The sequence below is a fragment of the Rhizomicrobium sp. genome (genome assembly GCF_056722145.1).
The window spans coordinates 1-20,062 of record NZ_JBWZET010000256.1 but is presented as its reverse complement, the minus strand read 5'-3'; the positions used below and the strand labels follow the sequence as shown (position 1 = coordinate 20,062).

Below are 20,062 nucleotides of genomic sequence, written 5' to 3'. Positions count from 1 at the left end.
ACATCATGCAGCGATATTCGTAGCGCGAATAAACCACGTAATTGCCGGTTTCGACTGCGTTGCAGGTCAAGCCAGTGATGCCGTCTTCCGCTGCGCGCTGGGCTTTGAAATCGGTCAGACTCGGATTGGTGATGATTGAAACCAGCGCCGCAACGCCCAATACCGCGCCGCTGATCGCCAATGCTTTGCGTGCCATGTCTCCACCCCGTGAAAACAGATGACGTGGCAACATTAACCGTGTGCAATAAGGTGAATTTACGGCGCAAACTTGGCCGAAACGGCGAACAGCTAGGAGCGCTCGGCGAGCAGGGCAGGTCCCCATTCGCTGTTCGCCATGTGCTATTCGCGATTTGCGTCACGCCACCAGCACCTTTGCGGCGCTTTCCGGCAGGTCTTCGCCGAAGGCGCGCTGATAGAATTCGGCCACCGTGGAGCGCTCGAGCTCGTCGCATTTGTTAAGGAAGGTGAGACGGAACGCGAAGCCGATGTCGCCGAAGATTTCGGCGTTCTCGGCCCAGGTGATGACGGTGCGCGGACTCATCACGGTGGAGAGGTCGCCGTTGATGAAGGCGTTGCGCGTCAGGTCGGCGACGCGGACCATGGCGTCGATCTTCTTGCGCTTGTCGGCGCTGGCATAGGTCGGCACCTTGGCGACGACGATGTTCACTTCGGTATCGTGCGCGAGATAGTTCAGCGTCGCCACGATGCTCCAGCGGTCCATCTGGCCCTGGTTGATCTGCTGGGTGCCGTGATAGAGGCCGGTGGTGTCGCCGAGGCCGATGGTGTTGGTCGTAGAGAACAGGCGGAATGCCGGATGCGGACGGATGACGCGGTTCTGATCCAATAACGTCAGCTTGCCTTGCACTTCCAAGACGCGCTGGATCACGAACATCACGTCGGGGCGGCCGGCGTCGTATTCGTCGAACACCAGCGCTACCGGGTGCTGCAGCGCCCACGGCAGCAGGCCTTCGCGGAATTCGGTGATCTGCTGGCCGTCCTTCAACACGATGGCGTCCTTGCCGACCAGATCGATGCGGCTGATGTGGCTGTCGAGGTTGATGCGCACGCACGGCCAGTTGAGGCGCGCGGCGACCTGCTCGATGTGGGTCGATTTGCCGGTGCCGTGATAGCCCTGGATCATGACGCGGCGGTTGTGGGCGAAACCGGCGAGAATGGCGAGGGTGGTGTCGCGATCGAAGCGATAGGCCGGATCGAGATCGGGCACATACTGGTTCGGCGTGGAGAAGCCGGGCACCTTGATCTTCGCTTCGATGCCGAACGTTTCCTTCACGTCGAAGGTTTTGTCGGGCTTCAGCGATGGGTCGAGGCCTTCAGTCTCAGTCGTCATTTTCACAGGTCCGGGTGATCCCGCCGTAACGGAGGAGGTGGACGCCGAACGTCAGCTGACAATGCCCGATGCGCGCAGCACGCCGTAGGCCTTGATTACCTGCTTTAAACGCTCTTCGGTGCCCCTGTCGCCGCCGTTCGCGTCGGGGTGGAAACGCTTCACGAGTTCCTTATACCTCGCCTTGATTTCGTTCAAGGTTGCGGAGGGCTCCAGGCCCAGGATGTCGAATGCCTGGCGCTGCAGGCGTGTCAAAACCCGCTCGGGACGGCGCGGCGCGGCCGTTTCCTCAACGTCGCCGAATACCGCAAAACCGTCTTCGACATGATAGGCGCCGTGAAGCGGGCGGTCTTGGCCGTGAACGCCGGCGACGCGCTTGCCGAGCGGCCAGGTAGGCCGGTGGCCAACCACCGCTTCCTCCTGGAACCGGGCGACATCGGCGTCGCTCATGCCTTTGAAATAATCCCACTTCTCGTTGTGCTCGCGGGCGTGGGCGAGGCAAACCCACAGATAGGTGGAAATCTGGTCGCGGCTCTTGGGGACCTTGTAGTCGCCTTCGCCGGCGCAGCCCTTGATCGAACAGGCGCGCACCTTCGGCTTCTGGGCCACGTCCGGTTTGATCCGGATGTCCTTCTTGAAGTGCGCGGCGGAGCCCGTTTTCGTCATGGCAGGATTATGAGGAGCATCGGCAAAAAAACAAGAAAACGAAGTACTTGACAGGACGATTTGTTGCAGGCCCGATAGCAGCATGACCATGACTGACACAATTCGGACGAAATTAACCGCGGCGTTCGCGCCGATTGCGCTTGACGTGATCGACGATAGCGCGGCGCATGAGGGCCACAGCGGTCATTCTCACGGCGGCGAAACACACTTCTCGGTGAGGATCGTCGCGCCGGCATTCTCCGGCGTCTCGCGGGTGGAACGCCAACGCCGCATCTACGCCATCCTCGCCGAAGAATTGAAAACCCAAATCCACGCCCTGCAACTCGAAGCCAAGGCGCCAGGGGAGATTACAACGTAGTTTACTGCCCCCGCACGCGAGGCGATCTCTTCGTGAATGCGATTTATCCCAACATCACCGTCTTACTGCCCCCGCACGCGAGGCGATCTCGTCATCGGCAAGTAGAGTGTGAGGGAAGTGCCGCGCAGCGGCAAAGGGGGCTCCAGATATTCGCGAGCCCCCTACGGTTCGCCGCCGTGCGTCGAACCACTTCCCCCACGGTCTATATACAAACGGATACATCTCTTCGCCCGTGAGGCAGTAAATTTATCTCCCCCCCGCCGGTTCAGGCTTTTTCGCGCTTTCGGGCGGAGTGACGCGCAGCACGGTGATCTGGTTGCGTTGCCGGCGCAGGATTTCGAACTTGAAATCGTAGAACGCGAAGCGCTGGCCGACGTCGGGGATGGTGCGGGCTTCGTGGATGACCAGGCCGGCGACGGTGGTGGCTTCCTCGTCGGGCAGGTGCCAGTCGAATTCGCGATTGAGGTCGCGGATCGGCGTCGTGCCGTCGACGAGATACGAGCCGTCGATCTGCGGCCGGATGCCGGGCTGGACGCGCGGCATGCTTTCGTCGGGAATGCCGCCGAACACCTCGTCGAGCACGTCTTCGCGGGTGACGAGGCCCATGATGACGCCGTATTCGTCGACCACCAGCGCGAAATGCGTGCGCCGCTCGCGAAAGGCCTCCAGCAATTCCTCGACCTTCATCGTCTCGGGCACGAACCACGGCGGCGACATCAGCGCGGCGAAATCGAGATCCTTGAACGCCTCGGAGTTGCCGAGCACGGCGCGCACCAGATTGCGGGTGCGCAGGACGCCGACGATGTTGTCGGGCTCGCCCTTCCACACCGGCACGCGGGCATGGCGCGTCGCCATCAGTTCGCGCACCACCACCTCCGGCGGCTGGCCGATGTCGATGGTCGCCATCTTCTTGCGATGGGTGGCGACGTCGCCGACCGTCAGTTCGCGCAGGTCGAGCACGCCCGAAATCATGTCGCGGCTTTCGCGTTCGACCGAACCTTGCATGTGGCGCAGGTTGACGGTGCCGCGGATTTCGTCGTGCACTTCGTCGGCGACGATGCCCTTGTTGGTGCCGGAGACGCCGAACAGCTGCAGCAGCAGCCACACCAGACGCTGCACCGTGCCGACGACGGGACCGAGCACCGACACCACCACCTGCACCGGCCGGGCGACGACCAGCGCGAAGCGGTCGGTGCGCGCGATCGCCAGCGTTTTCGGCAGCACCTCGCCGAAGATCAGGATCACCACCGTCATGATCGCGGTGACGATCACCACCGCATTGGGACCGAGCCGCGGTTCGAGCACATAGGTGGCGATCGACGACGACAGGATGTTGACGAACGTGTTGCCGAGGAGAAGGGCGCCGATCAGCCGCTCGCGATTGCCGACCAGCCGGTTGACCCGCGCCGCCGGCGCGGACCCGTCGGACTCAAGCTGATGCATCTTGCCCGGCGACACCGCAGTCAGTGCGGTCTCCGATCCGGCAAAAAAAGCGGAAAACCCCAACAACGCCGCAATGCCGACGACAGTGGCGATCAAAACCGTATCCATGGCCAACCTCTAGCGACGCACCATCATAGCGGAAATCGCAACGTTTTCTGCCCCCGCGCGCGAACCAATCTCCGCGACTGGCATGTACACGAGGGGCTGGCGCGTATTTCTGCCCCCGCGCGCGAGGCAATCTCTCCATTCGCACGCAGAGCGTGGGGGAAGTGGCCTGGAAGGCCAAAGGGGGCTCGCGATCCCGCAAACGATAGGCCCCCTTCGCCGCTGCGCGGCCCTTCCCCCACGGTCTATGTGCGGGTGAAGAGGGCCGTGCGCCCGCGGGGGCAGAGAAGTCTACCCCAGCACCGCGCGCACCTTCTCCACCGGCACGTCGTTGGTGACGAAGGCTTCGCCGATGCGGCGGGTGAGGACGAAGTTGAGCTTGCCGTCCTTCACTTTCTTGTCGTGCGCCATCGCCGCCAGCAGCACCTCGGGCGAGGGCCGCATGCCGGGGATATCGGAAATCGCCGACGGCAGGCCGACGGCCTTCAGATGTTCCACAATGCGGTCGGCATCCGCCGCCGGGCACAGGCCCAGATTGACCGACAGCCGGAACGCCAGTGCGGTACCGATGGCGACGCCTTCTCCGTGGAGCAGCCGGTCGGAGAATCCGGTCGCGGTTTCCAGCGCATGCCCGAACGTATGGCCGAGATTGAGCAGCGCCCGTTCGCCGCGCTCGCGCTCGTCGCGTTCGACGATCGCCGCCTTCATGCGGCAGGCGTGGGCGACGGTATGGACGATGGCGTCGTGCTCGCCATGCAGCGCCCGCACCGCATTCTGTTCCAGCCAGGCGAAATAATCGGCATCGCCGAGGGCGCCGGCCTTCATCACTTCGGCATATCCGGAAATCAGTTCGCGCTTGGGCAGGGTGCCGAGCACGTTGGTGTCGGCGAGCACGATCTTCGGCTGATGGAAGACGCCGACCAGATTCTTGCCTTCGGGAATATTGATCCCGGTCTTGCCGCCGACCGAGGAATCCACCTGACTGAGCAGCGTGGTGGGCACTTGGGCGAAGGCGACGCCGCGTTTCAGGATACCGGCCGCGAAGCCGGTGATATCGCCGATGACGCCGCCGCCCAGCGCCACGATCAGGCCGCCGCGATCGACGCCGGTGGCGGTCAGCTCGCCGATCAGCCGTTCCAGCGCCGCAAAACACTTGGTGCCTTCGCCGGCGTCGAGCGTGATCGGCTTGGGTTCGAGCCCGGCCTGTTCGAGCACGCCGAGGAAACGGTCGAGATGCAGGAACGCGACATTGGCGTCGGTCACCACCGGCAGCGGCCCGCGGGCAAAGGGCGCGATCAGCGTGCCGGCCTGTTCGATCAAGCCCGGTCCGACGTGGATGTCGTAGCTGCGCGCACCGAGTGCGATGGAGATGCGTTCGTTCATGGCAGCCAGATTCCGGTTTGCGTAAGCGTGGTCAACAGCCGTTCGACGGTGACTTCGTGCGGCGCATTCTCGCTGTCGACGATGATATCCGCCAGCGCATATGTCGGTTGGCGTTCGGCGAGCAGCTTTTCCAGCGTGCCGCGCGGATCGGCGGTCTTGAGCAGCGGCCGGTTGCCCTTGCGCTTGACGCGGCCGAACAGGACGTCGAGCGAGGCGCGCAGCCAGATCGTGACGGCGTCGGCTTTCAGGCGCTCGCGGGTTTCGGCCGCCATGAAGGCGCCGCCGCCGGTCGCCAGGATGTGGGCGGGGTGCTCCTGCAGCAGGCGAGAAATGACTTTTCTTTCACAATCGCGGAAGGCGGGCTCGCCATAGCTGGCGAAGATTTCGGCGATTGGCCGGCCGGCGGCGGCTTCGATTTCGCAGTCGGCGTCGAAGAAGGCGACATTCATGCGGGCGGCCAGACGGTGGCCGATTGAACTTTTTCCGGCCCCCATCATTCCGACAAGTGCTATCGTACGCGTCAGTTGCCCCATAAACTCCGGATTACACGGGTTATGCTCCGTTCGCTAGCTCGAAAGTCGGATTTGCCGAGACTCGGGTTAAATTGGGCAAGCCCGCGGAATTGCAGCGGAAATCTGTAAGGAGACGGTATGCGCAGCATGGGGAGATCGGACGGGCTGGGCTGGGGGGCTTGGTTATTGATTCTGGTCGGAATTCTCATTCTGCTCGGGGCCGTCGCAGCGACGATTTACGGCGGCTCCGTCCGTCCCGCCCAGCACGAGGTCGAGCAGGTAGTTCCCAATGACAGGTTCCCGAATTAAGCGCTTGTTGTGCGCCGTGGCGTTTGGTGCCCTGGTGGTTCCGGCCATGGCCCAGTGGGTGGACCCGAAACCACCGGTGCTGCAGCCCGACGATTATCCGCCGGAAGCGACCGACGATCCGCCCGATCCACCCAAGGCGGCACCGAAACCCGCGACCGGCACGCCGCAGACGTTGGCGCCCGTCGACCAGTCCAGCGAGCCGCCGCCGTCGGCGCCGACCTATGTCCCCTCCAAAGTCGATCGCGGACCGGTCCAGGTGGAATCGCTCGGTTCCGCCGAGGGCCCGCCGGTCGGCACGCTCGATGCGACCAACGGCGGATTCGGCGATCATTTGTGGAGTGGTTCCGACCGCGCCCAGATGGAGGCGCTGCTGGCGAAGTCGCCGCTCGTCTCCGGCGATCCGGTGCTGCGCAGCCTAGTACGCCGCGCCGTCCTGACCCGCGCCCCGGCCCCGCCGGGACAGGCGCCCAAGGCGTTCATCACCGTGCGGATCGAGCGCCTGCTCGACGCCGGGCTGGTGAGCGAAGCCGGCGAGCTGGCCGCCCAGGCCAATGTGCCGAACGACGATGCCTTCGCGCGGCTGCAGGCCGAGGCGGTGCTGCTGGCCAATCGCGCCGCGGATGCCTGCGGACCGGCGACGGCTGCGCGCCAGACCGGTGCCGACTTGTTCTGGATGCAGTTGCGCGCCTATTGCGCCGCTGTCACCGGCGATAGCGCCACCGCCGAACTCACCAGGCAGGTGATGAAAGCGCAAGGCATGAACGACCCCGCCTACGATACGCTGGTGCAGAGCGTTCTGACCAAGAAGCCGCTCGCGCCCGGCGCCATCGCCAATCCCAGTGCGCTGCACATTTTCCTGTTGCAGCAGGCGGGCCTGCCGATAACCGAGCCGATCGCCCGCAAGCTGGGAACGCCGGAAAACGAGCTCGTCCTGCGCGATATCCGCAATTCGCCGCGGGCCCGTTTCGAGGCCGCCGAGCGCGTGGTTGCGACCGGTGCCGCCAGCGCGTCGGCCCTGATCAAAATCGCCGACGCCCAGAATCTGCCGCTCGGCAAGGTCGCTGCCGCGGCAGGCGAGGCGCCGAACCTGCCGTTCTTCATGGGGCAGGTGCTGTTGCGCCGTGCTGCCGCGATCGAGCCGCGCCCCGAAGCCAAAGCCGACCTCGCCGTGCTGGCGCTGTCGCTGGGCGACAAATACAAGCTCGCCCGGCTCGCGGCCGCGTTGCAGGCCGACGTGATCCTGTCGATCAAGCCCTCCGGCCAGCACACCTATGCCCGCACCTTCGCCCGCGCGCTGCTCCTTGCCGGCAAGCCCGACGGGGCCGCAGCCTGGACCGACGGCGATCCGGTGATGAAGGCGATGGTGGCGGTTGCCTCCAATCGCGCCGACCGGCTCAACGCGGTGCAGCCCGACCTGGCCGCCTGGACGCTGGCGCTTGCCCATCCTGATCCGGCGGCACCGGCCGATCCCGACCGCGCGCTCAAGCTGTTGATCCTCGGCGTCGCCAATGCGCTGCATGTGCCGCTGCCGCCCGATGCGGCTGGGGTGATCCCCGCCGGTCGCATCGATGACCGCGATCTCGCCGCCTCCGTGCGCGCGCCCGACCGCCGCGGCGAAGCCGTGCTCAGGATCACCGACACCGTCCGCCGCACCGGCCTCGCGACGATGCCGCCGGAGCTGACGCTCGGCCTGGTGAAAGCGCTGACCGACATCGGCGAAGCCACCTCCGCGCACGCCCTCGCAGTGGAAGCCCTGGCGGAATACGAACCGGCATCGCCGCTCGGACAGCAGGCCGCCGCGCAATGAGTGCCCATCTGGTCGAGAGTTTCCTCGACATGATGAGTGCCGAGCGTGGCGCTGCGGCCAACACCGTCGCCGCCTATCGCCGCGACCTTGCCGATTTCTGCGGCTGGCTGGCGCGGCGGGGCGCGTCGGTGAAGTCGTGCGGCCGCGACGAGGTTCGCCAGTATCTCCAGGGCTTGTCCGCCTCCGGCGCCGCCGGCACCTCGCAGGCGCGAAAACTCTCCAGCCTGCGCCAGTTTTTCGGTTTTCTGTATACGGACGGTATCCGCAGCGACGATCCCACCGTGGCGGTCGATGCCCCCAAGCGCGGCCGGCCGCTGCCGAAAATCCTCTCGCGCGAAGACATGGAGGCGCTGATCGCCGCCGCCGCCGCGCGCGCCGCCAACAGCGAAGAGGGCATCCGCCTCGCTTGCATCGTCGAGATGCTGTACGCCTCGGGCCTGCGCGTTTCCGAACTGGCGACGCTGCCGCTGGCCGCGGTCAAGAACCGCGACGGCGTGCTGTTGGTGAAGGGCAAAGGCGGCAAGGAACGGCTGGCCCCGCTCAATCCCGCCGCCCGCGAAGCCATCGCTGCCTGGCTTCAAGTGCGCGACAAATTCCTGCCGCGCGGCTCAATGCGCAAAGCCGCCGAGCGCTATCTGTTTCCCTCGCGCGGCGTCGACAGCCATCTGACCCGCCGCCGTTTGCATCAGATGCTGAAGGAGTTGGCGGTGGAGTCCGGGCTCGATCCCGAAAAGCTGTCGCCGCATGTCCTGCGCCACGCCTTTGCGACCCATCTGGTGGAGGGCGGCGCCGATTTGCGCAGCGTGCAGATGCTGCTCGGTCACGCCGACATCGCCACCACCCAGATCTACACCCATGTCGCCCGCGACCGGCTGGCAGCGACAGTTGCGGCGGCCCATCCGCTCGCCCGGCGCAAGCCCCGAGTCTCGTGAATTCGCGGTTAACAAGGTTAACGGCAAGCAACCCTCAAGCGAGAAACACCGCGCCAGCGCGCCAGCGGAAAAGCGATCCGCATCTATATTGTCGCTAGGGCAGCTATCGGCGACCGAGTATTGCTTTTTTAAGTGGTTTTATTGGATAGCGGCAGGACATCGTATATAGAACCGCGCGCGGCCGGGGGGCCGCTTTACCGGCGGTTGTCCATCTTTTACTTTTCCTAATTCGAATCTTGTTATACGCGAGCAAAGACCGGAATTCGCCGGCTGGGGACGACTTTTCATGGCAGGCAAACCGGGCAGGGCGACCTACACGCCCTCCGAACTGACACGCATCCTTGCCAACCACGAGCGTTTCGTGACCGGGCGGGGCGGCGCGCGCGCCAGTTTCAAGGGCGCCGACCTGTCGGGCGCGATCCTGGCCAACCGCCGGCTCGACGAAATTGATTTTGCCGGTGCCGATCTCAGCGGCGCCAACCTGCATGGGTCCAACCTGACGCGCGCCAGCCTGTACTGCACCGACCTGACCAACTGCAATCTGCGCAATGCCAAGCTGGTGTATGCCGATATTCGCGGCGCGTCGTTCCGCGGCGCCGATCTGTCGTATGCGGTGCTCGATTACGCCGACCTGCGCAAGGCGACGATGATGATCATGGAGGCGAGCGGTATTTCGGTGATCGATCACCGCAAGAACGGGCTCGGCGTCGTCGATTTCAGCTATTGCTCGCTGCGCAACGCCTCGTTCGGCAAAGCCAAGCTGGACGGCGCGATTTTTGATGGCGCCTTGCTGTTCGGCACGATTTTCCGCGGCGCCGAGATCACCAACGCCAGTTTCGTCGGCGCCGTGCTGATGGATGTGGCGGTCGCCGATCTGAAATTGCCGCCCGAGACCTTTGCCGATTGCGTGTTCGACGTTGCGCCCGAAGCCAAGGCCAAGGCGGGGGCGCTGGCGGAGCGGCTGGCGCTGCATCAGCAATGGGTGATGACCGATGGCCGCGAAGGTGCCGCCGCGGTGTTCGACGGCGAGGATTTGCGCCCGCTGGCCGGCCAGTTCGCCGGGCGCTGCCTGATCGGGCTGCACTTGCGCGGTGTCACCGCCATCGGGCTGGATTTTTCCAAGAGCCAGCTCCAGGGCGCGCGCCTCGATGGGGCCGATCTGCGCGGCGCCGATTTCTCCGCTGCGGATTTGAGCGGCGCTTCGTTCCACGGCGCCCGGCTGGTGCATGCCCGCTTCGATCGCGCCAAGCTGACCAATCTGAAGCTGCGCAGCGGCGAGGTGTTGCGCCCGAACTTTTTCGCCGCCGATGCCGCGCCGGGCCAGTTCCGCGACGCGGTGCTCGAAGAGTCCCTCGGTGCCATGGGCGTCGGAGCCCAGGAAATCGTCGAAATCTGAAACGCCCCGCAAGGGAAGAAAGAGCGCCTGTTCATTCCGCTTCGCGCGCTCTATCCTTTGCATTGCAAAGCACGAGGGCGCCGTCATGGCCGGTTCGAATTTTTCGTTCGCCGCGCGCGTGAAAAGTTTCGGCCATGCCTTCGCCGGGCTCGCGCTGATGCTGCGGACGCAGCACAACGCCTGGATTCACGCCGCGGCAACGGGGGCCGTCATCGCTGCCGGTATGGCGCTTCGCATCAGCGCGGCCGACTGGCGCTGGCTAGTGGTGGCGATCGCGCCGGTGTGGATCGCCGAAGCCCTCAACACCGCGTTCGAGCATCTCTGCGACGTGGTCTCGCCCGATTTCCACGCCTCGGTGAAAGCCTCCAAGGACATCGCCGCCGGCGCCGTCCTGATCTGCGCCCTCAGCGCTGCGGTGATCGGAGCAATGGTGTTCGCGCCGTATCTTTCATAGCTGACACGCCCCCGACCTTTCTGCCCCCGCGGGCGCATAGATATTTCCGCTCGCACGCAAACCGTGGGGGAAGTGGCGCGCAACGCCGTAGGGGGCTCGCGCTCCCCGCCTGTCCTCCAGGACGCGACGCAAAACATCATCCGCGCGCACATCGGCGCGATCCGGGACCCGCTTCCACATCTGATTTGCGATGAAATAGGGTCTGGCTCTGTGCGCTGGCCGTTAAATGGATTTTGCGTCCTTTGGCACGAAGAGGGCGCGGGCAATGACCGCGTCGCACAGCTTTGCTCCAACTCGGATCGCAGGGTCTTCGACGAAACGTTTGCTGATGACACCGATGCAGCAAGCGCCCGCGAGAGTGAGGGCTATCGTCGGAATAATCGGTATGGTGTGGTGTTCACTCAGCAGCAGATGAAGCAGATACTTAGAGACGCTCAACATCGCAAAGTGAAAAATGTAAACGCTGTATGATATCTGCCCCAGAAATATCATGGGGCGCCTTACCAGCAACGCTCTGGTCCAACCGCCCAGTGACGCGATGATGAGAAGGAAGCCGATACAGATTATCGTCGGGGCTAACGCCGGCGCCGTATGCGCCCAAGTTCCGCAGTAAACCCCCGCCGACACAAACATCAGTGCAATTGCCACAAAGCCAGTCCGCACCAGCCCACTTAGCCCTTCTCCGAGCCGATGGCAGCCGTACATATAAAAAATCAGGCCAAGCGCAAATACCGGGGCTTGCGTGGGAAACCAGTAATACAGGAAGGAGGCGTCCTCGACGAAAAACGCTCCTGTCGCAATCTTCGCCACCACAAAGGTTGTTGCCAATCCGGCGAAAACGCCTGCGCTCAAGACCCATGCGCGGTGTTTGCGCGAAACCATCCAAATCAACGGCACGAGGAGATAAAAGAACATCTCGACGCCTATCGACCACCCTCCCGGTACAACCGAGTTATTTCCTGATGGGACCCATGTATGGACAAACAGGATGTTCGACAGCCATGGGAGGAGTTGGGGTACCCGTCCATAGGAATGATGTGATCCGAGGTATATCAAGTAGTCTCTAACCGGATACATGACGGAAGCGACGTAATAGAGCGGTGCGATTCGAAAAAATCGCTTTATCAGCCAACCAGCCTTTACCTGCCACCACGAACCGTATTTCGACGCGTGAGACTCGTACGTGATGCTGATCGTCAGCGCCGAAATCACAAAGAAGAGTTGGACGCCGTACTGCCCTGTTGCGGCCAGCTTCCCAACCACGCCAGAACTGTCGGCGACTTGTCCGCAATGGACCACTACGACGGAAAATATGGCCCAACCTCTGAGGGCATCGAGCCAATCAAGCCGGTTTGAACGCGCCCCCATATTGCTCCGAAGATGTAGGTGTGTTCGCCATGAATCCAGAGAATATAAACCAAATACAACGGCTTCCAGTGCCACAGGATGGCGACCGCAACCTTAGGGTTAGGCGAGTGTTTTTAGGACATCATGACTTTGACATTTGTCTGGAAACGGTCGCCCGCCCCCCCGTGTCATCGCGGACGCGCCGCGGCACGCATTTACCAATTCCGTTCATCACCCTGAACAACTGCACCTGCATCGCAGGCGGGAAAACGTGCGATTGTCGCACCGGGTTGAAAATGTCAGCACCACAACCCATTTCCCAACCGTGTTGTTTATGGAGGCCCTGCAGCGAAGGCGCGCGAAGAAATCGCGGCCTGCAAAACCAAATTCGACGCGGCTTGCGAAGTCATACCGGTGAAGGGGTGCGCCCGCGCACTCCGTGGGTACTCGGACAGGCTTATGTGCCGTTGAGCCCCGAAGCGGAATACCGCCGGGCGCGACAGTCAGAAACGACTGCGGCCGGTTCGCCAGATGCCGAGGCCCGGGTAGCCGAGGGAGAAGCTCTCTGTGCCGTCGTTGCGCTCGCCAAACCGGGCGTGCCGTGCGCCGAGGCCTTCGGAAGGGGCGGGGTCCTCCCGCCTCTTGGCGTATTTAAAGGGCGGCGACGGACGAACCCCCTTGACTGTGACATTCTCCTGGAAACCGGCCCCGATCCGCCCCGTGACTGGACAGTATCGTCAGGGAACGAAAATATACTACAATGAATCAGGTGCTTAGCTGTTTAACCGGACCGTCACGACGGATTTGACTTGCCGTTCCGACAGCGCCACTTTCCGCCGCTTCCTGAGGTCACCGAATGCACGCCTATCTCGATTTCGAACGCCCCATTGCCGAGCTTGAAGGCAAGATCGTCGAATTGCGCCAGCTGGCGTCCGCCGATCCCACCATGCAGATCGACGTCGACGTCTCCCGCTTGCAGCAAAAGGCCGATCAGCTCGTCAAGGACACCTATGCCCGCTTGTCGCCGTGGCAGAAGGTGCAGGTGGCGCGCCATCCCGGGCGGCCGCATTTCTCCGATTACGTGAAGCATCTGTTCGACGAATTCACGCCGCTGGCCGGCGATCGCGCTTTCGGCGAGGATGCGGCGATCGTCACCGCGCTGGCGCGGTTTCGCGGCCAGGCGGTGGCGGTGGTCGGCCAGGAAAAGGGCAACGACACCAAGTCCCGCCTCAAGCACAATTTCGGCATGGCGATGCCGGAGGGCTATCGCAAGGTGCAGCGCGTGTTCCGCATGGCCGACCGTTTCGGCCTGCCGGTGATTTCGCTGATCGACACCTCGGGCGCCTATTCCGGCGTTGCCGCCGAGGATCGCGGCCAGGCCGAAGCCATCGCCCGCACGATTGAAGCATGCCTCAACGTGCGCGTGCCGCTGATCGCCACCGTGATCGGCGAGGGCGGGTCGGGCGGCGCGGTGGCGATCGCCACCGCCAACAAGGTGTTCATGCTGGAGAACTCGGTCTATTCGGTGATTTCGCCGGAAGGCTGCGCCTCCATTCTGTGGCGGCGGCCGGAAAAGGCCCAGGATGCAGCGGCAGCCCTCAAGCTGACGGCGCAGGATCTCGCCAGTCTCGGGGTTATCGATGCCATCATCCCCGAACCCACCGGTGGCGCCCATCGCAGCCCCGACGAGGCGATGTCGACCGTCGGCGACCAGATCGCCCGCGCCCTCGGCGAGCTGTCGCACATGACCCCGGACGAGGTGCGGCGCCAGCGCCGCGACAAATACCTCGCCATCGGCCGCGATTTGAAGTGATCTTTGCTCCCCCGTTTTTCCCGGGGGAGGTGGATCGTCGCGAAGCGGCGAGACGGAGGGGGCTCTGGTGCCGCAGGCGTCCGCATTTCGTAATCCGCGCCTCGTTGCGACCGGCGTGGTTGTGCTCGGCGGACTTGCGATCTTCCTGGCCAATTATCCCGGCTCGATGGAATTCGATTCCTTCGTCCAGCTCGTGGAGGGCCGCACCCGCAGCTATGGCAGCTGGCATCCGCCGGTGATGTCGTGGCTGCTCGGCGTCTATGACAGCTTGCCGGGAAACGTCGCCGGCTGGTTCATCGCCGGCAACATGCTGATGGCGTTCGGCGCGCTCGCTGCACTGCTGTGGCTGCCGAAGAAAGTGTCGTGGGCGGCGGTGGGCGTCGCCGCGGTGATGCTGCTGCTGCCGCAACTCGTCCTGTCGCAAGCGGTGGTATGGAAAGACTCGCTGTTCGCCGATGCGGTCCTGGTCGGCACGGTCCTGATCGGCTTGGCGGTGCGGCACTGGCCGGCGGCGCGCTGGCGGTACGGCTTGCTGGCGGGGGCCGTCGTGTTCCTGGCGCTGGCGGTGCTGACGCGGCAGAACGGCATCGTCGTCGTCCCGTTCCTGGCGGCCGGGCTCGCCCTCGCAGTGCCGCGCCACCGGGTGGTGCATGGGGCCGGGCTGTTCGCCGCCGTGTGCGCGCTGGCGTTTGCCGGCCAGTCGGCGCTGCTGCTGCGTTGGGACGGCACGCCGGCGCGCGATCAGCAGTTCAACCTCCTCCGGCTCTACGACATCACCGGCATGCTGCGCCGCGACCCCAGCCTGCAGACTCCCATCTTCGACCGCGAGGCCCCGAAACTGGCGCATCTGGTGCGCACCAGGACGATCAAGCTGTGGTCGCCGCTGCGCAACGACACCATGGAACTTCCCGAGGTTGTCGACCAGATCGAAACCGTGCCGCCGTCGGTCTTCACCCGGCAGTGGCGCGCCCTGATCGCCGAACGGCCCGGTCTCTACCTTGCGGTCCGGGCGCAGCTGTTCCGCTGGGTGTTCCAGGCGCCCGATGTCGCGCTGTGCCATCCGTTCCATGTCGGCAACCAGCCGGGCGAGGAGGTTCTCGAAGAGATCGTCATCGTGCCGCGGATGGATGCGCACGACCGCGCCCTCAAGCGCTATGGCGAGTTCTTCCTCTATCGCACGCCGGTGTTCGGCCACGCCTGGTATGCGCTGATCGCGCTGGGCGCGCTGGTGATCGTGCTCAGGCGCCGCAACCCCATCGACTTCGTGATCGCCTCGCTGCTGGCTTCGGCCTTGGCGTTCACCGCCACCTTCTTCGTCATCTCGATCGCCTGCGATTACCGCTATCTCTATCTCGTCGATCTGTCGGCGCTGGCAAGCGTTCTCTACATCGCGGCGGATTGGCGCGCGCTGCTGCGCAAATGAAAAGGGGGCCCGCGAAGGCCCCCATGGAATACGCAATGGCAGCAGCGCTATTTCGCCTGCTCGCAGATCAGCGACGAAACCCAGCCCTGATTGCCCATTTCATCCTTCACTTCCCACCACACACCGTCCTTGTTGCCGGTGGGATAGAGCATCATGCCGACCGTGACCTTGCGCACGACGCCGCCTTTGCCTTCGGGCTGCTTGTAGATGTTGCCGGGCTTGATGACATTGATCGCCTGGACTTCGTTCGCCGCCGAGGCGCTGTCGGGCGCGCCGCCGAGCTGGGTCACCAGCTTGGCATAGGCATCGATATAGGCCAGGGTCACGACTTGGCCGATCTGGGTGTGCTGGTAGTTGGAGATGCCCAGCGCTCCGCCACCGCCGCCCCAGATCCCGCCGGCGCCGACGCCGAAGCCGAGATCGCTCTTGGAGCCGTGGCCTTCGGTCATCGCCACCTGTTCGGACGAGCGCACATCGGTGATCGTCAACACCACATCAGCCGTTGAGGAGTGGATGGAAATGCCGCTGACGATGGCGCCGACGCCGCCGCCGATCAATCCGCCGAGGATGCCGCCGATATTGGTGCCGCCGGAATTGGCGTTCTTGGAGACGACGTCGGGCACCAGCACATAGTCGGCGGCCTTGACCTGGCCCTTGCCGACATTGGAACCCTGCCGCAGCTGACCGCCGCTGGCGAGATCACGTTCGCGCTGCGCCACGTCGAAACCCTTGCCGCGATCGACCAGCGTGAAGCACCCCGACCGCATCACCAGCACCTTGATCAGCGCTTCCGGCGATTCCAATCCGAGCGGCTCCCACCAGCGGTTCTGCGGTTCGTAGATCGCCACCGAGCCGATCTTGTGCGAACACGTCGGCACCTGTGATTTGGCATTTTCCTGCTTGTCTTGAACGGACTCTGCAAAGGTGGGTGACGCAAGCACCGTTGCCAGCGCAATGGCTGCGCCAACGCGCAGCGACGTCGTGAGACGCATTATCGATTCTCCCTCTGTGCCCCAGGCCTGCCGCCGTATGACGGCGCGCGACACCACTTGGCCGCTAGGGATAGATTAGTGCAAAGCGGATGGTGGGTAAACGCCCGCTTGTATTTGCGTCGGCTGCACGCAAAAGCAGCTCCGCGGCGGAACCTTTCGCAAAAGCAACATCTTGTTCGGAAAGACGGGAGCTCTAGGATGACGGCGTCGGCACCAAAAGGGGAAAATGCGATGCGTTGGCGTTGTCTGGCCGCCGTTGTTGCGGCGTTGATGCTTGCTGTGAATCCCGCAACTGCGCGCGATGTCGCCATTCACGCCGGCCGGCTGATCGACGGCATTACGAAAACCCCGCGCATCGGCGTGACGATTCTCGTGCATGACGATCGTATCGTGTCGGTGTCGGACGGTTTCACGTCGCCGCCGGGCGCCGACATTATCGACTTATCGAAATCGACGGTCCTGCCGGGGCTGATCGACTGTCATGTCCACATCACGACGCAAATGGACGGCGGCAACCCGATTGTGGAGAGCGTCACGCGGACCCGGTTCGACGATGCGGTTCGCGCTCCGGCGTATCTGCGCGCGACTCTGCTCGCCGGTTTCACCAGTGTGCGTGACGCCGGTGCCGATACCGATGTGGTGCTCGCGCTCAAGAAGGGCGTGGCGGAAGGCGTGCTTGTCGGTCCGCGCATGTGGGTTGCGGGCGCGCCGCTCAGTCCCACCGGCGGCCATGGCGATGCGGCGAACGGCCTGGATACCGAACTGTCGGGTGTGACGTGGAAAACGAACATCGTCGACAGTCCCGAGGACGCGCGCCGGATCGTGCGCCAGATGCATCGCGCCGGCACCGATGTCGTCAAGATCATGCCGTCGGGCGGCGTCTTGTCGATCGGCGATGATCCCAAGCTGCAACTGATGGCCGATGACGAGATTGCCGAGATCGTGCGCACGGCCCATGCGCTCGGCATGAAGGTGATGGCTCATGCCCATGGCGAAGGTGCGATCAACGCCGCCGTCCGCCTCGGAGTTGACTCGATCGAGCACGGCACCTATGCCGATGCGGAAAGCTTCAAGCTGATGAAGCAGCACGGCACCTTCCTGGTTCCAACCCTGCTGATCGGCAATGCCGTTTACGAAATGGCCAAAACGCATCCGGAATTGCTGAATCCGTCGTCGGCGCAGAAAGCGATCGACACCGCGCCTCGGATGATCGCGATGCTCGGCAATGCTTATCGCGCCGGCGTCAAGATCGCATTCGGCACCGACGAGGCGCTGGTTCCTCACGGCAAGAACGCCGGTGAGTTCGCGCTGATGGTCAAGGCCGGCATGACTCCAATGGACGCGATCATCGCCGCGACCGGCAACGCCGCCGACCTCCTAGGCGACAGCGCCGACGTCGGCAGCATCCGCCCCGGCCGCTATGCCGACATCATCGCCGTGGATGCCGATCCGCTCGCCGATGTGACGGCGTTGCAGAACGTGGCGTTCGTGATGAAGGGCGGCGCGGTATTCAAGCGGAATGGCAAGGCGGTTTTGCCATGAAATGAAAAAGGCGCCGGTTTCCCGACGCCTTTCTAACTGCGGATGGTTTACACCAGCGCGCCGTGGCAGTGCTTGAACTTGCGTCCCGAGCCGCACGGGCAGGGGGCGTTGCGCTGGACCTTGCCCCAGGTGGATGGATCGTTGGGATCCACCGGCACGTCACGCTCGCGATTCACGATCGTGCGCTGGCCACGATAGGGATCGGGATCGGCCGGGGCGTCGCCCTGGAATTCGGCCTTGGTCGCGATCATCGGGCGCGGCTCGTCGCGCGGCATTTCCGGCGCCGGCTGCTCGGTGTTGATGACGACGTGCATCAACTGCCGGATGACGTCGATGCGCAGGCGCGACAGAAGGGTTTCGAACAGCTCGAACGCTTCGCTCTTGTACTCGTTGAGCGGGTCGCGCTGGCCGTAACCACGCAGGCCGACGTACTGGCGCAAATGCTCGAGGTTGACGATGTGCTCGCGCCACAGGTGATCCAGCGTCTGCAACAGGATCGCCTTTTCGACATAGCGCATCAGTTCGACGGTGAAGTTCGCCGTCCGCTCGGCCGCCCTGAACTCGACATCCTTGAGGATGCGCTCGCGCACTTCCTCGTCGGCGATGCCTTCTTCCTTGGTCCAGTCGACGATCGGAAGGTCGAGGCCGAAGATGTCGTGGATTTCCTGTTGCAGGCCGACCGCATCCCATTGTTCGGCATAAGCCTTGGGCGGGATGTGCTTCTCAACCAATTCCTCGACGACGGTGGCGCGATACTCTTTGATCTCATCCGACACGTCGTCGGATTGCATGATGACCTTGCGCTGTTCGAAGATCACCTTGCGCTGGTCGTTCAGTACGTTGTCGAATTTCAGGATCTGCTTGCGGATTTCGAAGTTGCGGGCTTCCACTTTCTGCTGGGCTTTCTCCAGCGCCTTGTTCACCCACGGATGGGTGATGGCTTCGCCTTCCTGCAGGCCGAGGCGGGTCAGCACCGAATCCATGCGCTCGGAGCCGAAGATGCGCATCAGGTCGTCCTGCAGCGACAGGAAGAACTTCGACGCGCCCGGGTCGCCCTGACGGCCGGAACGGCCGCGCAGCTGGTTGTCGATGCGCCGGCTTTCGTGGCGCTCGGTGCCGATGATGTAGAGGCCGCCGGCCGCGATGACGCGCTCCTTGTCGGCCGCGACTTCGGCGCGGATCTTGGTCGCCTTCTGCGCCAGCTCTTCGGGATCGACGATGCCGCCGAGCTCGGTCTTGATGCGCATGTCGGCGTTGCCGCCGAGCTGGATGTCGGTGCCGCGGCCGGCCATGTTGGTGGCGATGGTCACCTGGCCCGGAGCGCCGGCCTGCGCCACGATGGACGCTTCCTGCTCGTGGTAGCGCGCGTTCAGGACGTTGTGCGTGACCTTGCGGGTCTTGAGCAGGTCAGAGAGGTGTTCCGACTTCTCGATCGAGGTGGTGCCGACCAGCACTGGCTGGCCGCGCTTCTGACACTCGATGATCAGTTTGATGACGGCTTCGTTCTTCTCGTCGAACGACCGATAGACCTCGTCGTCGAAGTCTTCGCGCTTGACCGGGAGGTTGGTGGGGATCTCCATCACCTCGAGGCTGTAGATGTCCATGAATTCGGCGGCTTCGGTCATTGCCGTGCCGGTCATGCCCGCCAGCTTGTCGTAGAGGCGGAAGTAGTTCTGGAAGGTGATCGAGGCGAGGGTGACGTTTTCCGGTTGAACCGCGACGCCTTCCTTGGCTTCGAGGGCCTGATGGAGGCCTTCCGAGAAGCGCCGGCCCTGCATCATGCGGCCGGTGAACTCGTCGATGATGATGACCTCGTCGTTCTTGACGATGTAGTCCTTGTCCCGCTGGAACAGCTTGTGCGCCTTCAGGGACTGGTTGACGTAGTGCACCATCGAGATGTTCTCGATGTCGTAGAGGTCGCCGTGGGAGAGCAGGCCCGCTTCCTTGAGGAGCTCGACCATGTGCTCGTTGCCCTGATCGGTCAGGGTCACCTGGCGCTGCTTTTCGTCGAGTTCGTAGTCGCCCTTTTCCTCCGGCGGCACGTCCTTGCCCTGACGCTTGGGCGGGATCAGCGACGGGATCAGCGCATCGACCTTGCGGTACTGCTCGGTGAGGTCTTCGGTCGGACCGGAGATGATCAGCGGGGTGCGCGCTTCGTCGATCAGGATCGAGTCGACTTCGTCGACGATCACGTAGGAATGCCCGCGCTGCACCATCGTATCGATGGAGTACTTC

General features: G+C 63.7%; 17 protein-coding genes. 8 read left to right on the top strand and 9 right to left on the bottom strand.

Annotation, left to right across the window (positions count from 1 at the left end; translation table 11 throughout):
• From AC1P6P_RS13690 to AC1P6P_RS13680, 3 genes are all read right to left on the bottom strand, one after another.
• A partial coding sequence (locus AC1P6P_RS13690) for a hypothetical protein (protein WP_481403005.1) occupies window positions 1-196 on the bottom strand: 196 nt, incomplete at its 3' end.
• 159 nt (window positions 197-355) lie between these two features.
• A complete protein-coding gene (cobS, locus tag AC1P6P_RS13685; RefSeq protein ID WP_481403004.1) occupies window positions 356-1,348 on the bottom strand; it encodes a cobaltochelatase subunit CobS in 993 nt (330 codons plus the stop codon).
• Window positions 1,349-1,399: 51 nt separating this feature from the next.
• Window positions 1,400-2,011, bottom strand: a complete 612-nt coding sequence (locus AC1P6P_RS13680) for a J domain-containing protein (protein ID WP_481403003.1) — start codon at window positions 2,009-2,011, stop codon at window positions 1,400-1,402.
• Between the two features lie 88 nt (window positions 2,012-2,099).
• Between AC1P6P_RS13680 and AC1P6P_RS13675 the strand changes: the two genes are divergently transcribed.
• Window positions 2,100-2,369: a BolA family protein gene (locus AC1P6P_RS13675; RefSeq protein WP_481403002.1), complete on the top strand. Its 270-nt coding sequence runs from the start codon at window positions 2,100-2,102 to the stop codon at window positions 2,367-2,369.
• A gap of 246 nt (window positions 2,370-2,615) precedes the next feature.
• On the opposite strand, the gene AC1P6P_RS13670 is transcribed toward AC1P6P_RS13675, so the two are convergent.
• The 3 genes from AC1P6P_RS13670 to AC1P6P_RS13660 form a co-directional block, all read right to left on the bottom strand.
• Entirely contained in the window at window positions 2,616-3,920 is a 1,305-nt protein-coding gene (locus AC1P6P_RS13670) for an HlyC/CorC family transporter (protein WP_481403001.1), read from the bottom strand.
• Window positions 3,921-4,208: 288 nt separating this feature from the next.
• Window positions 4,209-5,300 (bottom strand): 3-dehydroquinate synthase, encoded by a 1,092-nt coding sequence (aroB, locus tag AC1P6P_RS13665; RefSeq protein ID WP_481403000.1) that lies wholly within the window; start codon window positions 5,298-5,300, stop codon window positions 4,209-4,211.
• Window positions 5,297-5,833, bottom strand: coding sequence for a shikimate kinase (locus AC1P6P_RS13660; RefSeq protein ID WP_481402999.1), 537 nt, complete (start codon window positions 5,831-5,833; stop codon window positions 5,297-5,299). The genes aroB and AC1P6P_RS13660 overlap by 4 nt, the downstream gene beginning before the upstream one ends.
• Before the next feature lie 268 nt (window positions 5,834-6,101).
• Here AC1P6P_RS13660 and AC1P6P_RS13655 point away from each other — a divergent pair, with 268 nt between their 5' ends.
• From AC1P6P_RS13655 to AC1P6P_RS13640, 4 genes are all read left to right on the top strand, one after another.
• Complete coding sequence (locus tag AC1P6P_RS13655; RefSeq protein WP_481402998.1) at window positions 6,102-7,928, top strand: hypothetical protein; 1,827 nt, start codon at window positions 6,102-6,104, stop codon at window positions 7,926-7,928.
• Window positions 7,925-8,860: a site-specific tyrosine recombinase XerD gene (locus AC1P6P_RS13650; RefSeq protein WP_481402997.1), complete on the top strand. Its 936-nt coding sequence runs from the start codon at window positions 7,925-7,927 to the stop codon at window positions 8,858-8,860. Before AC1P6P_RS13655 ends, AC1P6P_RS13650 begins: the two co-directional genes overlap by 4 nt.
• 286 nt (window positions 8,861-9,146) lie before the next feature.
• The gene (locus AC1P6P_RS13645; protein WP_481402996.1) at window positions 9,147-10,256 is read left to right on the top strand and encodes a pentapeptide repeat-containing protein; all 1,110 of its coding nucleotides are present in this window, start codon (window positions 9,147-9,149) and stop codon (window positions 10,254-10,256) included.
• Between the two features lie 85 nt (window positions 10,257-10,341).
• Window positions 10,342-10,710, top strand: coding sequence for a diacylglycerol kinase family protein (locus AC1P6P_RS13640; RefSeq protein ID WP_481402995.1), 369 nt, complete (start codon window positions 10,342-10,344; stop codon window positions 10,708-10,710).
• Window positions 10,711-10,932: 222 nt separating this feature from the next.
• Here AC1P6P_RS13640 and AC1P6P_RS13635 read toward each other — a convergent pair whose 3' ends face one another.
• Window positions 10,933-12,078, bottom strand: a complete 1,146-nt coding sequence (locus AC1P6P_RS13635) for an acyltransferase family protein (protein ID WP_481402994.1) — start codon at window positions 12,076-12,078, stop codon at window positions 10,933-10,935.
• Window positions 12,079-12,913: 835 nt separating this feature from the next.
• Here AC1P6P_RS13635 and AC1P6P_RS13630 point away from each other — a divergent pair.
• Entirely contained in the window at window positions 12,914-13,870 is a 957-nt protein-coding gene (locus AC1P6P_RS13630) for an acetyl-CoA carboxylase carboxyltransferase subunit alpha (protein WP_481402993.1), read from the top strand.
• A 67-nt stretch (window positions 13,871-13,937) separates the two neighbouring features.
• Window positions 13,938-15,293: a hypothetical protein gene (locus AC1P6P_RS13625; protein WP_481402992.1), complete on the top strand. Its 1,356-nt coding sequence runs from the start codon at window positions 13,938-13,940 to the stop codon at window positions 15,291-15,293.
• 47 nt (window positions 15,294-15,340) lie between these two features.
• Here AC1P6P_RS13625 and AC1P6P_RS13620 read toward each other — a convergent pair whose 3' ends face one another.
• Window positions 15,341-16,285: a CsgG/HfaB family protein gene (locus tag AC1P6P_RS13620; protein WP_481402991.1), complete on the bottom strand. Its 945-nt coding sequence runs from the start codon at window positions 16,283-16,285 to the stop codon at window positions 15,341-15,343.
• A 231-nt stretch (window positions 16,286-16,516) separates the two neighbouring features.
• On the opposite strand from AC1P6P_RS13620, the gene AC1P6P_RS13615 reads away from it, so the two are divergent.
• Entirely contained in the window at window positions 16,517-17,827 is a 1,311-nt protein-coding gene (locus AC1P6P_RS13615) for a metal-dependent hydrolase family protein (protein WP_481402990.1), read from the top strand.
• Window positions 17,828-17,874: 47 nt separating this feature from the next.
• Here AC1P6P_RS13615 and secA read toward each other — a convergent pair.
• Window positions 17,875-20,062, bottom strand: a 2,188-nt coding sequence (secA, locus tag AC1P6P_RS13610) for a preprotein translocase subunit SecA (RefSeq protein ID WP_481402989.1), incomplete at its 5' end; no start/stop codon positions are given.